The organism is Microtetraspora malaysiensis, from assembly GCF_050947145.1.
GTDB classification, from domain to species: domain Bacteria; phylum Actinomycetota; class Actinomycetes; order Streptosporangiales; family Streptosporangiaceae; genus Microtetraspora_A; species Microtetraspora_A malaysiensis.
In genome coordinates this window covers 1339438-1354017 of the sequence record NZ_CP191998.1, presented here as the reverse complement: position 1 = coordinate 1354017, position 14580 = coordinate 1339438, and the positions used below count along the sequence as shown (strand labels likewise).

Here is a 14580-nt window from a genome sequence, read left to right as displayed (position 1 = left end):
TGGCTGCGCACGAACGCCCATAGCGGCACGATGATCTCGTCTGCGCCGATACGCTTCCGCATATGCGTGGCCAGGATCCCGTTTCCGAGCACGAACACGGCGCCGACGGCTCAACGGCACCCGCTGTGCCACCGCCGAGCTTCGGCCACCCCGACGAGATATCGCCCGACGTCCCCGACGAGGCGTCGCCGGGCTATGACTGGTTCGCCCGTCCCCAGCACGAAACGGCAGGCGAGGCGTCGTCGCCTCAGGACTCGCCGAGCGCCGTTCAGGGGACGGAGCGCGCGGTCGCGCCCGCCGCCTCGCCCGACGATCAGTCTCCCGCCTCCGCGGAGTCTCCGCGGCACCCGCCGGCCGCCTTCGGCACGCCCGCCTTCCCCGCACAGGGCGACCCGCAGGAGGCCGACGCCCCGCGCAGGCCGTTCCGGGAGATCTCCGAGCGCGACCAGTACGAGACCATCGACTTCCCCGCGATCGACGTCACCAAGCCGTGGGTGCCGCCCAGCGGCCAGGGCCACTCCGGCGCGGGCGCCGGGGCCGCGCGCCCCGCCCCGACCGCGGACCACGATCCAGAGCCCGCCGCTGCCACCGCGGAGTTCGACAGCCCCGCGGAGCCCGGCACGGCCACCGAGCCCGCCGAGGACGCCGAGAACGACCGGTCCGAGGCGACGGCGGCCACCACGATATGGCCGGCGGCGCGGCAGGACACGGCCGACGACGCCCCGGCGGACCACCCCGGCGGCACGTTCGCCCCGCCCGCCGAAGCGTCGCACGCCGCCGGGCAGGCAGAGCCCGAGCCCGTACGCGCTCCGTCGGACGCCGCGCCCCGGGGCGAGGAGGCCACTCCGGGTCCCCGGGATCACGTGGGAGAGCCGTCCGCTTCCCCCGCGGAGCCGACGTCTCCGCTGCCGCGCCCCGAGACGGAATGGGCGACGCGTTTCGACGAGGACGCCGTCCCGGACGACACCGATGCGCCGTCGCAGCAGACCGCCGACGCTCGCGGGCCGGCGGAAGGGGAGGCGGATCCGCACGACCGTCCGCTCCCCGTCTCGGACCACGATCTGGACGCCGAGCCCGAAGCCGCCGCCGAGCCGGAGGGCGATGGCCACGAGCCGGAAGGCGCCGAGCAGGCGTCCCCCGCCGCGGGCGAACAGGGGCCGACCGTCCCGCTCAAAGCGCCGGCGGCGCAGGAGGAGCCCTCCCGGCCCAGGATCCCGGCCGAGCCGGGCGACGTCCCCGTGTGGCCGCCCCGGCTTCCCGGCGAGGCCGCGGCCGCGCCCGACGCCCCCGTCCCCACGGCATGGCCCCCGGCCGACTCGCCCGCCCCCGCCGCACCGGCTGGTCCGGCCGGGGACGGTGTGGCCGGCGACCGCGCCGACGCGGTCGCCGAGGTCCCCACCGAAGCGGACGCCGACGGCGCGCCAGGCTCCCCTGGCGGTCTCGCCCCCGCGCACCCCGCCGCACCCCGGGAACTGGCCGCCGACCTACCCCCAGACCGTACGGACGACCACGCGGCGGCCTTCCACGCCGGCGCGGCGGCCGCGCCGACGGCGTCCGGGACGGCGACCCAGCCGCTGCCGTCCGGCGCGGCGCAGGGCCAGGTCCTGCTCGCGCCCGGGCCCGCGCCCCGGCCCGGCGGCCTCCCTGTCCCGGTCACCGCCCCGGCGACGGCGCCCGCGAAGCGTTCCGGCGCCGGCAAGCGAGTCTTGCTCGGCGCGGGCACCGGCGTCGCGGTGGTCGCCATCGGCGCCGCCGCCTATCTCGCGTACACCGGGGGGCCGGAGGAGTCCGCGGCCCCCGGCAACGCGCCGTCGAACGCCGTCGCGCCGACGGCCGCCGCGCCCGCGGCGGAGCCGAGCACGGCCGCGAGCGCGAGCGCCGGCACGGGCCAGAACACGGGAGCGCCCCTCGACTCGGAGGAGACCGATCCGGGCAAACTAACCCTGACCGAGACCTTCCCGGATGCCCGGATCACCCTCGCCGGGCGCAGCTTCAAGCGGGTCAAGGTCAACGTGACCGACAGCTGCGAGCAGGCGGCGGCCGGGGCCTTCGCCGAAGCGCTCAAGCAGCGGGAGTGCCGCCGGGTCCTCAGGGCGACCTACGTGGACGCGAAGCAGCGCTACGCCGTGACCACCGGCATCGCGGTGCTGCCGAGCAAGGAGGCGGCCCTCGCGGTCGACCGGACCAAGAACCTGAGCGGCAACCTCTGGTTCTGCGGGCTCAACGGCGACACCGGCAGCGGCGCCGACCGGGTGGCGATCTCCGGCGGGTACGCCGCGGGCATGGTGTGGGGCCGCTACATCGTGTTCAGCTACGCGACCTACGCCGACGGCCACACGCCGACCACCAAGGAGCAGGACCTCGGCCCGGTCAGCGGCGCCTTCCGCGACCACACCGCCGAGGTGATCGGCAAGCGCGTCACGGACTGAGCGTGCGCACCCGGCGCGTCGCCGTGGCGCGCCGGGCCAGCTCCTCACCCGCCGGATAGCCGACCTCCTCCAGGGTCAGCCCGTGCGCCGGGGCCACGTGGACCCCCGATTCGCGTACGGCGCGGGCCAGCACCTGCCCGGGCCACTCGACGGGCTGCCTGCCCTCGCCCACCGCGAGCAACGAGCCCACCAGCGCCCGGACCATGGAGTGACAGAACGCGTCCGCGATCACGGTCGCCTGGACGATTCCGTCCTCACCCCGCACCCAGTCGAGCCGCTGCAGCTCGCGGATCGTCGTGGCGCCCTCACGCTTGCGGCAGAACGCGGCGAAGTCGTGCTCGCCGATCAGCCGTTCGGCGGCCGCGTTGAGGAGATCGACGTCCAGCGGACGGTTGTGCCACAGCACCTCCCGCCGCCGCAGCGGATCGGTCCCGCCGGGGGCGTCGCACACGCGGTAGACGTACCGGCGGAAAAGGGCGGAGAATCGGGCGTCAAACCCCTCAGGAGCCACCGAGACGGCATAAACACGCACATCCAGGGGAAGCACACCGGCCAGCCTTCTCGTGAGCGCAGCGAGCCAATGAGCGCCCTCCGCGCGCCAGGCGTCCTCGGGGTCGGTCTCCGGATCCCGCTGCCGGGCCCGCGCGGTGTCGGCCACCGCGAGCCGCGAGAGCGGCAGGTCCACATGTGCCACCTGCCCCCGCGCGTGCACCCCGGCGTCCGTACGGCCGGCCACGGTCAGCTGAGGGGCCGGGTCCATCCGGAGGATGCGGCCCAGCGCGCCTTCCAGCTCACCCTGAACGGTCCGTCGCTCCGGCTGGCGGGCCCAGCCGGAGAAGTCGGTGCCGTCGTAGCCCAGATCGAGCCTCAGCCGAACTTCGCGGTCCACGTTCATCCTCCCGTACGGCGCACGACGGCCGTACCAAAACGAAGAGCGGGCCCAGCGATCCCGCAGGGAACGCTGGACCCGCTCACAGGCCTTTGATCAGCACAGGCCCTTGATCAGGCCTCGTCCTTCTTGGCCTCGGTCTCGGCGGCCTCGGCGGGAGCCTCGGCGGCCGGGGTCTCAGCGGCCTCCTGGACCGGAGCGGCCGGGGCCGGAGCCTCGGCGGCCGGGCGCGTGACCGTGACCGGGTTCAGCTGCTCGGCGACCAGCTCGATGAGCGCCATGGGAGCGGCGTCGCCCTTACGCGGGCCGAGCTTGGTGATGCGCGTGTAGCCACCGGGACGCTCGGCGAACGTCGGCGCGATCTCGGTGAAGAGGTGGTGCACGACGCCCTTGTCGCGGACGACGGTCAGCACCTGGCGACGGTTGTGCATGTCGCCCTTCTTCGCCTTGGTGATCAGCTTCTCCGCGAGCGGGCGAAGACGCTTGGCCTTGGCCTCGGTGGTGCGGATCCGGCCGTGCTCGAACAGCTGGGTGGCGAGGTTCGCCAGGATCAGCCGCTCGTGCGCCGGGCTGCCGCCGAGACGGGCGCCCTTGGTGGGCTTAGGCATGTTGTTTCTCCTTGAGAGACAACCCGCTCCGGCCGTATCAGGTACCGGAGTCGGGGCGGCGGACTCCGGAGAGCCCGCCTTCGGCAAATCTGTGGTTCCGCCGCTTCACCCGGACGGCCGGGCTGCGTTCCGGTGCCGCGGCGGCGGTACGCCCACCGCCTCGGCGCCGGAACGCTGAGACACGATCTAGTACTGCTCGGTCTCGATGAAGCCGCCGTCCTCGTCGTCGTACCCGCCGCCGGCGACCGCGCTGGGGTCGAATCCGGGCGGGGAGTCCTTGAGGGCGAGGCCCATCTCGTGCAGCTTCTGCTTGACCTCTTCGATCGACTTGGCGCCGAAGTTGCGGATGTCGAGCAGGTCCTGCTCGCTGCGGGCGACGAGCTCACCCACGGTGTGGATGCCCTCGCGCTTGAGGCAGTTGTACGAGCGAACCGTGAGGTTCAGCTCCTCGATCGGCAGCGCCAGGTCCGCGGCCAGGGCGGCGTCGGTCGGCGACGGGCCGATGTCGATGCCCTCGGCCTCGACGTTCAGCTCGCGCGCGAGACCGAACAGCTCGACCAGGGTCTTGCCGGCCGAGGCGACCGCGTCGCGCGGCTTCATCGACGGCTTGGTCTCGACGTCCAGGATCAGCCGGTCGAAGTCCGTGCGCTGCTCGACACGGGTGGCCTCGACCTTGTAGGTGACCTTGAGGACCGGGGAGTAGATGGAGTCGATCGGAATCCGGCCGATCTCCTGGCCCGGCTGCTTGTTCTGGGCCGCGGAGACGTAGCCGCGACCGCGCTCGACGGTCAGCTCCATCTCCAGCTTCGCCTTGCCGTTCAGCGTGGCGATGTGCAGGTCGGGGTTGTGCACCTCGACACCGGCCGGCGGCGCGATGTCGGCGGCGGTGACCTCACCCGGGCCCTGCTTGCGCAGGTACATCACGACCGGCTCGTCGTGCTCGGACGAGACGACCAGCGACTTGAGGTTGAGGATGATGTCGGTGACGTCTTCCTTCACCCCGGGCACGGTCGAGAACTCGTGCAGCACGCCCTCGATGCGGATGCTGGTGACCGCCGCCCCCGGGATCGAGGACAGCAGCGTGCGCCGCAGCGAGTTGCCGATGGTGTAACCGAAGCCCGGCTCCAGCGGCTCGATGACGAACTTGGACCGGTGCTCCTCGAGCGACTCCTCCAGGAGGCTCGGGCGCTGTGCGATGAGCATGTGGGATCTCCCCTGTTTCCGGGATGATTCCGCCGCGTCCCCCACCGCCGGTCGCTGCTCGCGACCCGGCCGTACCAGGACCGGTTTCCTCTCCCTATACGGCGGCGCCCGCTATTTGACGCCACTCGCCTACAACCATGATGCCGTACGGCCCGCACCAGGCGAGCCGTACGGCCATCGATGTTGCTCGGGAGCTCTTACTTGGAGTAGAGCTCGACGATGAGCTGCTCCTGGACCAGCGTGTCGATCTGCTGGCGGACCGGGAGCTGGTGCACGAGGATGCGCATGCTGTCCGGCACGACACCCAGCCACGCCGGGACGGTCTTGTCACCGGCGGTGGCGCGGGCCACCTCGTACGGCAGCAGGTTCCGCGACTTCTCGCGAACCTCGATGATGTCGTGCTCGCGGACGCGGTACGACGGGATGTCGACCTTCTTGCCGTTCACCAGGATGTGCCCGTGGCGCACCTGCTGGCGGGCGGCGTCGCGCGACTCGGCGAAACCGGCGCGGTAGACCACGTTGTCGAGACGGCTCTCCAGGATCTGGAGGAGGTTCTCACCGGTCTTTCCGGCCTTGCGGTTGGCTTCCTCGTAGTAGTTGCGGAACTGCTTCTCGAGGACGCCGTAGATGCGGCGGGTCTTCTGCTTCTCACGAAGCTGGAGCTGGTACTCCGACTCCTTCGGACGGCCGCGGCCGTGCTCACCCGGCGGGTAAGGACGGATCTCGATGGGGCACTTCGCGGACTCGCACTTCTTGCCCTTGAGGAAGAGCTTGGTCTTCTCCCGGCGGCAGAGCTTGCAGTCCGCACCCGTGTAACGAGCCATTTCTCTCTATCTCCTGGAGCTCAGACGCGGCGGCGCTTCGGCGGACGGCAACCGTTGTGCGGAACCGGAGTCACGTCCTGAATGGACCCGACCTCGAGCCCGGTCGCCTGCAGCGAACGGATCGCGGTCTCACGGCCGGAACCAGGTCCCTTGACGAAGACGTCGACCTTGCGCATGCCGTGCTCCATGGCCCGGCGGGCGGCGTTCTCAGCGGCCATCTGCGCGGCGAACGGGGTGGACTTACGGGAGCCCTTGAACCCGACGTGGCCGGCGCTGGCCCAGGAGATCACGTTCCCGTTCGGGTCGGTGATCGAAACGATCGTGTTGTTGAACGTGCTCTTGATGTGGGCGTGCCCATGAGCGACGTTCTTCTTTTCCTTGCGGCGCACCTTCTTCGGTGCGCCCTGGCGGCTCTTCGGCGGCATTTAAGCGCTATCTCCTGGAATGTGGCTGCTAGGACTACTTCTTGCCCGGCTTCTTCTTGCCGGCCACGGTCTTCTTCTTGCCCTTGCGGGTACGCGCGTTCGTCTGCGTCCGCTGACCGTGGACCGGCAGACCCTTGCGGTGCCGGATGCCCTGGTAGCAGCCGATCTCGATCTTGCGTCGGATGTCGGCCTGAACCTCGCGACGGAGGTCACCCTCGATCTTGAAGTTCGCTTCGATGTAGTCACGCATCGGCACGAGCTCGGCATCGGTGAGCTGGTGGACGCGCAGGTCCGGGCTGATGCCCGTCGCATCCAGGATCTCCTGGGCGCGAGTGCGGCCGATTCCGAAAATGTAGGTGAGAGCGATCTCCAGCCGCTTGTCGCGGGGGAGGTCGACGCCAACCAGGCGAGCCATGGTCGGGCATTCTCCTTCGTGGTGGCGGAGGTCCTACGCCTCACTTCCCCTCCCCATGCCCGGGGCGAGGGCCCCGGCCTCCGACCGGGGGTCTCCCGTGCGGTACGGCTTCCCATCGGGAACGCCGCCTTCACGGGTGTGACGCGCGATTACTTTTCACTGGTCCCACATGGCTCGAGCCCGCTACTTGAGCGGACTCTCATGGGGACCTTCTCTGCGACCCTGGACGAGCCCGCCTTGCCTCTGCCCCGTCGTGGCCCGCTCTTCAGCGAGCCACCGGATGCCCGGCTCGGCTTTCCTCACGTCCGGACTGGTCGAGTCCGCCTCACCTTGCACACATCCGGTCCGTTCTCACGGACCGCACCGTGCCCGGCTCGGCTTCCTCTCCTTAGCCCTGGCGCTGCTTGTGACGCAGGTTGTCGCAGATCACCATGACACGACCGTGCCGGCGAATCACCTTGCACTTGTCGCAGATCTTCTTGACGCTCGGCTTGACCTTCATAGTCCTTAGTTCGTTCCTCAGACGGCCCGCCCTGTTGTGAAGGGGGGCCTACTTGTATCGGTAGACGATCCGCCCGCGACTCAGGTCGTAGGGGCTCAGTTCCACGACCACTCGGTCGTCCGGGAGAATTCGGATGTAGTGCATCCGCATCCGTCCGCTGATGTGGGCCAGGACCTTATGGCCGTTGTCGAGTTGCACCCGGAACATCGCGTTCGGGAGCGACTCAACCACAGTGCCCTCGATCTCGATGGCGCCGTCTTTCTTGGCCATGTCCCTCGCGTTTCACTGATCGGTCGTCTGAGGTTTCGGATCACTACGCAGCCGCGACCTTCATGGCGCTTCCAGAGAGCGGCAGCCAGCAAGGCCACCTACAGCGCAAAAAGTCATAGTGAGCCGACAAAGGAGTGTACGACAACCCGCCCAGAAATGCGAAACGGGCTGCGGTGTCTCCACACCAGCAGCCAGGCTACCCCAGATCACCGTCTCGTCACACACCGCCGTACGCGATGGGGACGGGGCGGCTCAGCTCGCCCTGCCCGCGCCGTTCCGGAGCCACTGATCGCCCGGCGAGGCGGACGCGGCGGGACCGAGCCGGCTGTCGCAGAGCACCTACCCGGGTGGCCGTCGCCTCGATCACATCTGGCGGGTAAAGAGTGCGCCCGCACCCGCCCGGGTCACGGCCGGCGCTGGTCCTTGCCGAAGATCGTGCCGGCCAGCAGGATGGCGCCCCACGGCCCCATCACCCACAACGGCCACGGATAGACCCACTGGACCGACGTCACCACGACGATGAGCCAGATGACCCAGTTGATGGCACTCGCGGTCGCCCAGGCGGCCCAGGCGGCCTTGAGCCCCGTCTGGCGGCCGCGGGCGGGCCTCTGACGTGCCTGACCGGAGACCGTCGCGGGGAGCCGGTGGAGGTCGATGTCCGGCAGGTCCCCGGTCAGCGTGGCCAACTCGCCGTATGTCTTGCTCTCGTAGACCTGCGCCAGCCGCTCGTTGAACTCGTCAACGGACAATCTGCCCTCGGCGACGTGCTCCCGCAACGCGGCGGCCACCCGATCACGATCGCCGTCGGAGGCTCGCATCTCCGGAGTTGCCGCCATCACCATCTACTCCCGCCGCTCCGCATAGTTAGCCCCATTATGTGGCACGCGCGGGCGAAGGAGGGTCAGGGAATCAGGCCTGTTCGCCCGAATGCGCGGCGAGCTCGCCGAAGCGGGACGCGCCGCCGTCGATCGCGGTGAGCACCAGTGGGCCGTTCTCCGTCACCGCGACGCTGTGCTCGAAGTGCGCCGACGCCTTGCCGTCCACCGTGACGACCGTCCAGTCGTCGCCCAGGACCCGGGTGCGGTCGGTGCCGAGGTTGACCATCGGCTCGATCGCGAAGCACATGCCCGGCTCGAAGCGCGGGCCCCTCCCGGGACGGCCGTGGTTGGCGACCCACGGGTCCATGTGCATCTCGGTCCCGATGCCGTGCCCGCCGTACTCCTGCGGGATGCCGTAGCGGCCCTGGGAGCGGACGTACTTCTCCACCTGGAAGCCGATGTCCGACAGGTGGCCGCCGACCCGGAGCGCGGCGATGCCGCGCCACATGGACTCCTCGGTCACCCGCATCAGCTCGGTCAGCGCGGGATCGACCTCACCGACCGGCACGGTGATCGCGGAGTCGCCGTGCCAGCCGTCCAGGATCGCCCCGCAGTCGATGGAGATGACGTCGCCTTCACGCAGCTTGCGCTGGTCCGTGGGGATGCCGTGGACGACCTCGTCGTTCACCGAGGCGCAGATCGTGGCGGGGAACCCCTGATAGCCCTTGAACGACGGAATCGCACCTGCGTCCCTGATCGCCTTCTCCGCGATGACGTCCAGGTCGAGCGGAGTCAGGCCGGGTTCGACCGACGAGCGCAGCAGTTCGAGCGTCCTGCCGACGACCAGACCGGCCGCCCGCATCTTCGCCACCTGCTCAGGCGTCTTCACCTGGATTCCGTGCTTGTTCTTCTTGAACACTCTGGCACCCCCTGGGGTGTTCTAACGGCCGGACTATCAGGCCAATTCCCCCGATTCTGCCCTAAAGCGCCGGACGCCATCCCACGAATGGGATGGCGTCCGAAAGGGAGAGCGTCAGGTACCGGACGTGCGCAACGCCGCCAGCGCCCGTCGGGTGACCTCGTCGACCGGTCCGGTCGCGTTCACCCGTACGAGGATGCCCTCGTCCGAATAGAAGTTGACCAGCGGGGACGTCTGCTCCTGGTAGACCTCCAGGCGCCGCCTGATGGTCTCCTCGCGGTCGTCGTCGCGCTGGAACAGCTCGCCGCCGCACGCGTCGCACACGTCCGCCACGGAAGGGGGGTCGAAGTCGACGTGCCACACCTTGCCGCACTGGCGGCAGGTGCGCCGGCCGGCGAGGCGTCGTACGACCTCCTCGTCGTCGACGACCAGTTCCAGAACGATGTCCAGTCCGGTGCCGAACTCGGCGAGCATCTTCTGCAAGATCTGCGCCTGCGGCACGTTGCGTGGGAAGCCGTCCAGCAGGAAGCCCTGCTGCGCGTCCTTCTCGCTCAGCCGATCGCGGACCATGGCGACCGTCACCTCGTCGGGGACGAGGTCGCCGCGGTCCATGTACCCCTTGGCAAGCTTGCCGAGTTCCGTGCCGCCGGAGACGTTGGCGCGGAAGATGTCACCTGTCGAGATTTTCGGGATCGACAGATGCGATGCGATGAACTGGGCCTGCGTCCCCTTGCCCGCTCCGGGGGGCCCGACCAAGACGACGCGCACTATCTCAGGAAGCCCTCGTAGTTGCGCTGCTGAAGCTGGCTCTCGATCTGCTTGACCGTGTCCAGGCCGACACCAACCATGATCAGAATGCTGGTCCCTCCGAACGGGAAGTTCTGGCTCGCACCGACCACCGCCAGTGCGAGGATCGGGATCAGCGAGATGACACCCAGATACGGCGCACCGGCGGCCGTGAGCCGCGTGAGCACGTAGTTGAGGTACTCAGCGGTCGGCCGGCCCGGACGGATGCCCGGGATGAACCCACCGTACTTCTTCATGTTGTCGGCGACTTCAACGGGGTTGAAGGTAATGGACACATAGAAGTAGGTGAAGAAAAGGATCAGCAGGAAGAACGTGGCCATGTAGACGGGGTGGTCGCCCGTCACCAGGTTCTGGGCCAGCCACTCGACGACCGGGCCGGGGTTCTCGCTCCTACCGAAGATGGTGACCAGCAGCTGCGGCAGGTACAGCAGCGACGAGGCGAAAATGACCGGGATGATGCCGGCCTGGTTCACCTTGAGCGGAATGTAGGTGGAGGTTCCGCCGTACATGCGGCGGCCCACCATGCGCTTCGCGTACTGCACCGGGACGCGGCGCTGCGCCTGCTCGATGAAGACGACCACGGCGATCATCACGATGCCGACGATCATCACCATGACGAACTTGAACGCGCTCTGCCGGAAGATGTTCATCAGCTCGGACGGGAAGACCGCGACGACCTGCGTGAAGATCAGGATCGACATGCCGTTCCCGATACCGCGGTCAGTCACGAGCTCACCCAGCCACATGATCACCGCGGTGCCCGCGGTCATCGTGATCACCATGGTGATCAGGGTGAAGATGTCCTCGTTCAGGAGGATCGGCAGGTTGTTGTTCGGGAAGAGCTGTCCCGAGCGCGCCAGGGCCACGAAGGCCGTCGACTGAAGGATGGCAAGACCGATGGTCAGATATCGCGTGTACTGCGTGATCTTCGCGGTGCCCGCCTGGCCTTCCTTCTTCAAGGCCTCGAGGCGGGGAATCACGACGGTCAGCAGCTGCAGAATGATGCTCGCCGTGATGTACGGCATGATGCCGAGGGCGAACACTGAAAGTTTCAGCAGCGCGCCACCGCTGAACAGCTGGACCATCCCGTAGATGCTGCCGCTGTTGCCCGCTTGCGCCTGCTGCAGCGCTTTGGCGACGTTCTCGGAGTTGACACCCGGGGTCGGCAGCACCGAGCCGAGCCGGAACAGCGCGATGATGCCCAATGTGAAGAGCAGCTTCTTGCGCAGGTCAGGCGTCCGGAATGCCCGGGTAATCGCGGATAGCACGGTACCTCCTGCGCGCCTGTGACGCGGTAAAGGTCGGCGATGACGCGAAGGCGTGCATCGGGATGTCTATTTGCGAGTGATCGACGGGACGGAGCCCGCGTTCAGCGAACTCTAACGCACTACGGGCGCGGAGGCTCATAACGAACCTCCGCGCCTCGCATTACGTGCCTAAAGCTCGGAAACCGAGCCACCGGCCGCAGTGATCTTCTCCTTGGCCGAACCAGAGAAGGCATGCACCTTCACGTTCAACGCCACAGAGATCTCACCGGTTCCCAGCACCTTGACGAGCTGGTTCTTGCGGACCGCACCCTTCGCGACCAGACCCTCGACGGTGACCTCGCCACCCTCGGGGTACAGCTCGCCGAGCTTGTCCAGGTTGACGACCTGGTAGGTCGTCTTGAACAGCGCGTTCGAGAAGCCCTTCAGCTTCGGCAGCCGCCGCTGGAGCGGAACCTGGCCACCTTCGAAGCCGAGCGGGACGGTCGTACGCGACTTGGTGCCCTTCGTACCGCGACCGGCGGTCTTCCCCTTCGACGCCTCGCCGCGACCCTTGCGGATCTTGGCCTTGTTGGCACCGGGAGCCGGGCGCAGGTCGTGGAGCTTGAGCGGAGCGTTCTCAGGCATGACTAGTCGACCTCTTCCAGCTCGACGAGGTGCGTCACCACGGCGACCATGCCCCGGATCTCCGGGCGGTCCTCCTTGACGACGACATCGCCGATTCGCTTCAGGCCCAGCGAGCGCAGCGAGTCACGCTGGTTCTGCTTGCCACCGATCTTGGAGCGGACCTGGGTGATCTTCAGACGCGCCATGGCCTAGCTCACCGCCTTCGCCGCCGCGGCAGCCTCGGCCAGGCCCTCGGCCCGAGCCTTCAGCATCGCCTTGGGAGCGACGTCCTCGATCGGCAGGCCACGACGGGCGGCGATCTCCTCGGGCCGGCTGAGGCCCTTCAGAGCCGCCACCGTGGCGTGCACGATGTTGATCGGGTTGTCCGAGCCGAGCGACTTGGACAGGACATCGTGGATGCCGGCGCACTCCAGGACGGCGCGCACCGGGCCACCCGCGATGACACCGGTACCGGGCGAAGCCGGACGCAGGAAGACGACGCCTGCGGCTTCCTCGCCCTGCACGGTGTGCGGGATGGTGCCCAGGATGCGCGGCACCTTGAAGAAGTGCTTCTTGGCCTCCTCGACGCCCTTGGCGATCGCCGCGGGCACCTCCTTGGCCTTGCCGTATCCGACACCGACCAGACCGTTGCCGTCGCCGACGATGACCAGCGCGGTGAAGCTGAAGCGCCGACCACCCTTGACGACCTTGGCGACTCGGTTGATCTTAACTACGCGCTCGATGTACGAGACGCCCTTGTCAGCGGCGCCACCGCGGCGATCGTCACGACGGTCCCGCCGCTCGCCACCGCCGCCGGCGCCGCGACGCGGAGCTGCAGCCATCAGTGGTTCCTCTTCTCATTGCTCATCAGACGGGCCATTCGGTGCATCTCGCACCCTCGGAACGGAGTCATCAGAACTCCAGCCCGCTTTCGCGGGCGCTGTCCGCGAGGGCCGCGATGCGTCCCGCGTAACGGTTGCCACCGCGGTCGAAGACGACAGCGGTGATCCCGGCGGTCTTGGCCCGCTGAGCGAGAAGCTCGCCGACCTTCTTCGCCTTGTCGGTCTTGTCACCCTCGGCGCTGCGCAGCGTGGGGTCCATGGTGGACGCGCACACCAGCGTGTGGCCCTTGGTGTCGTCGACGATCTGCACGAACAGGTGCCGGGCAGAGCGGTTGACGACCAGGCGCGGACGCTCCTGCGTGCCGAAGAGGTTCTTGCGGACACGGATGTGACGGCGGGCTCGCGAAATGGCGCGAGCGGCGGTGTGCTTGCCGTACTTCGCGGTCATCGCTACTTACCAGCCTTTCCGACCTTGCGGCGGATAACTTCGCCCTGGTAGCGCACACCCTTGCCCTTGTAGGGGTCGGGCTTGCGCAACTTACGGATGTTCGCGGCGACCTCGCCGACCTTCTGCTTGTCGATGCCGTCCACGTGGAACAGCGTCGGCTTCTCGACGCGGAAGGTGACGCCCTCAGGGGCGTCCACGATCACCGGGTGGCTGAAGCCGAGAGAGAACTCCAGCTGCGCCGGGCCCTTGGCCTGGACGCGGTAACCGACACCGACGATCTCGAGCGTCTTGCTGTAGCCCTGCGTCACACCGGACACCATGTTGGCGATCAGCGTGCGAGACAGACCGTGCAGCGCACGGACCTTGTTCTCGTCGTTGGGGCGGGTGACGGCGATGTTGCCGTCCTCGGCCCGAGCCACCTCGATGGGCTCGGCGACCGTGTGAGAGAGCGTGCCCTTCGGGCCCTTGACCTGGACATCCCGGCCGTTGATGGTGATGTCAACACCACTCGGTACGGGGATGGGCAGCCGTCCGATTCTCGACATGCTGGATTCCTCCCCTCGTTACCAGACGTAGGCGAGGACTTCCCCGCCCACTCCACGCTTGCCGGCCTGCTTGTCGGTCATGAGGCCGCCGGACGTCGAAATGATCGCGACGCCCAGGCCGCCCAGAACGCGGGGCAGGTTGTCCTTCTTTGCATAGACCCGCAGACCGGGCTTGGATACCCGGCGCAGGCCCGCGAGCGAACGCTCACGGCTCGGCCCGAACTTGAGCTCCACCACGAGGTTCTTGCCGACCTTGGCGTCCTCGACGCTCCAGGCCTGGATGTAGCCCTCCTGCTGGAGGATCTCGGCGATGTGCGCCTTGATCTTCGAGTACGGCATGGTCACGGTGTCGTGATACGCCGAGTTCGCGTTACGCAGACGCGTCAGCATGTCTGCGATCGGGTCGGTCATCGTCATGGCCGGTGGCCTTCCTCACCGTGGTTTCCACCCATGATCCGTGTCTAGGACACGTGGTGGACCTACGGTGCGGTCGTGGACGCCTGATGGCGTCCGGTTGATATGACTTCTTGGTGCGGCGGGCGCCGCGCGGGGCCATGGTCCCGGCCCCGCGACGGGACTACCAGCTCGACTTGGTGATGCCGGGCAGCTCACCCCGGTGCGCCATCTCGCGGAAGCACACGCGGCAGAGCCCGAACTTGCGGTACACAGCGCGGGGACGACCGCAGCGCGAGCACCGAGTGTACGCCCGGACCTCGAACTTCGCCTTACGCGCTGCCTTGACCTTCAGCGACGTCTTCGCCATGA

Annotated in this window: 20 protein-coding genes; 1 reads left to right on the top strand and 19 read right to left on the bottom strand. The window is 68.4% G+C overall.

Features of this window, described 5'->3' with window-relative positions:
* Positions 1-62: 62 nt before the first annotated feature.
* The gene (locus tag ACQP1V_RS06880; RefSeq protein ID WP_433419938.1) at positions 63-2429 is read left to right on the top strand and encodes a hypothetical protein; all 2367 of its coding nucleotides are present in this window, start codon (positions 63-65) and stop codon (positions 2427-2429) included.
* Here ACQP1V_RS06880 and truA read toward each other — a convergent pair.
* The 19 genes from truA to ACQP1V_RS06785 all read right to left on the bottom strand — a co-directional run bounded on the left by truA (position 2419) and on the right by ACQP1V_RS06785 (position 14578).
* Complete coding sequence (gene truA / locus ACQP1V_RS06875) at positions 2419-3324, bottom strand: tRNA pseudouridine(38-40) synthase TruA (protein WP_433419935.1); 906 nt, start codon at positions 3322-3324, stop codon at positions 2419-2421. The two genes, ACQP1V_RS06880 and truA, sit on opposite strands and share 11 nt — an antisense overlap.
* Positions 3325-3431: 107 nt before the next feature.
* The gene (gene rplQ / locus ACQP1V_RS06870; RefSeq protein ID WP_433419932.1) at positions 3432-3926 is read right to left on the bottom strand and encodes a 50S ribosomal protein L17; all 495 of its coding nucleotides are present in this window, start codon (positions 3924-3926) and stop codon (positions 3432-3434) included.
* Positions 3927-4112: 186 nt separating this feature from the next.
* Entirely contained in the window at positions 4113-5129 is a 1017-nt protein-coding gene (locus ACQP1V_RS06865; protein ID WP_061253237.1) for a DNA-directed RNA polymerase subunit alpha, read from the bottom strand.
* Positions 5130-5326: 197 nt separating this feature from the next.
* On the bottom strand, positions 5327-5953 hold the full coding sequence (gene rpsD / locus ACQP1V_RS06860; protein WP_067130017.1) for a 30S ribosomal protein S4: 627 nt from the start codon (positions 5951-5953) through the stop codon (positions 5327-5329).
* 20 nt (positions 5954-5973) lie between these two features.
* Positions 5974-6378 (bottom strand): 30S ribosomal protein S11, encoded by a 405-nt coding sequence (rpsK, locus tag ACQP1V_RS06855; protein WP_020542285.1) that lies wholly within the window; start codon positions 6376-6378, stop codon positions 5974-5976.
* A 34-nt stretch (positions 6379-6412) separates the two neighbouring features.
* Positions 6413-6793 (bottom strand): 30S ribosomal protein S13, encoded by a 381-nt coding sequence (rpsM, locus tag ACQP1V_RS06850; RefSeq protein WP_387408104.1) that lies wholly within the window; start codon positions 6791-6793, stop codon positions 6413-6415.
* A gap of 388 nt (positions 6794-7181) precedes the next feature.
* The gene (gene rpmJ / locus ACQP1V_RS06845; RefSeq protein WP_003956441.1) at positions 7182-7295 is read right to left on the bottom strand and encodes a 50S ribosomal protein L36; all 114 of its coding nucleotides are present in this window, start codon (positions 7293-7295) and stop codon (positions 7182-7184) included.
* Positions 7296-7343: 48 nt separating this feature from the next.
* Complete coding sequence (gene infA, locus ACQP1V_RS06840; protein WP_012887858.1) at positions 7344-7565, bottom strand: translation initiation factor IF-1; 222 nt, start codon at positions 7563-7565, stop codon at positions 7344-7346.
* Positions 7566-7969: 404 nt separating this feature from the next.
* Complete coding sequence (locus ACQP1V_RS06835; RefSeq protein WP_433419929.1) at positions 7970-8401, bottom strand: DUF1707 SHOCT-like domain-containing protein; 432 nt, start codon at positions 8399-8401, stop codon at positions 7970-7972.
* Between the two features lie 73 nt (positions 8402-8474).
* Positions 8475-9302 carry a type I methionyl aminopeptidase gene (gene map / locus ACQP1V_RS06830; protein WP_433419926.1) on the bottom strand — a complete coding sequence of 276 codons (828 nt, stop codon included), beginning with the start codon at positions 9300-9302 and terminating at the stop codon, positions 8475-8477.
* Between the two features lie 114 nt (positions 9303-9416).
* Positions 9417-10070 (bottom strand): adenylate kinase, encoded by a 654-nt coding sequence (locus tag ACQP1V_RS06825; protein WP_067130026.1) that lies wholly within the window; start codon positions 10068-10070, stop codon positions 9417-9419.
* Positions 10070-11377 carry a preprotein translocase subunit SecY gene (gene secY, locus ACQP1V_RS06820; protein WP_067130029.1) on the bottom strand — a complete coding sequence of 436 codons (1308 nt, stop codon included), beginning with the start codon at positions 11375-11377 and terminating at the stop codon, positions 10070-10072. The genes ACQP1V_RS06825 and secY overlap by 1 nt, the downstream gene beginning before the upstream one ends.
* A 168-nt stretch (positions 11378-11545) precedes the next feature.
* On the bottom strand, positions 11546-12001 hold the full coding sequence (gene rplO / locus ACQP1V_RS06815) for a 50S ribosomal protein L15 (protein ID WP_433419923.1): 456 nt from the start codon (positions 11999-12001) through the stop codon (positions 11546-11548).
* 2 nt (positions 12002-12003) lie between these two features.
* Positions 12004-12186 (bottom strand): 50S ribosomal protein L30, encoded by a 183-nt coding sequence (rpmD, locus tag ACQP1V_RS06810; protein WP_067130034.1) that lies wholly within the window; start codon positions 12184-12186, stop codon positions 12004-12006.
* Positions 12187-12189: 3 nt separating this feature from the next.
* The gene (gene rpsE / locus ACQP1V_RS06805) at positions 12190-12822 is read right to left on the bottom strand and encodes a 30S ribosomal protein S5 (RefSeq protein WP_067130036.1); all 633 of its coding nucleotides are present in this window, start codon (positions 12820-12822) and stop codon (positions 12190-12192) included.
* A 70-nt stretch (positions 12823-12892) separates the two neighbouring features.
* On the bottom strand, positions 12893-13270 hold the full coding sequence (gene rplR / locus ACQP1V_RS06800; protein WP_067130039.1) for a 50S ribosomal protein L18: 378 nt from the start codon (positions 13268-13270) through the stop codon (positions 12893-12895).
* Positions 13271-13272: 2 nt separating this feature from the next.
* Positions 13273-13815, bottom strand: a complete 543-nt coding sequence (rplF, locus tag ACQP1V_RS06795) for a 50S ribosomal protein L6 (RefSeq protein ID WP_387408095.1) — start codon at positions 13813-13815, stop codon at positions 13273-13275.
* Positions 13816-13833: 18 nt separating this feature from the next.
* The gene (rpsH, locus tag ACQP1V_RS06790; protein ID WP_066933619.1) at positions 13834-14232 is read right to left on the bottom strand and encodes a 30S ribosomal protein S8; all 399 of its coding nucleotides are present in this window, start codon (positions 14230-14232) and stop codon (positions 13834-13836) included.
* Positions 14233-14392: 160 nt separating this feature from the next.
* On the bottom strand, positions 14393-14578 hold the full coding sequence (locus tag ACQP1V_RS06785) for a type Z 30S ribosomal protein S14 (RefSeq protein ID WP_061253226.1): 186 nt from the start codon (positions 14576-14578) through the stop codon (positions 14393-14395).
* Between the last annotated feature and the right edge of the window lie 2 nt (positions 14579-14580).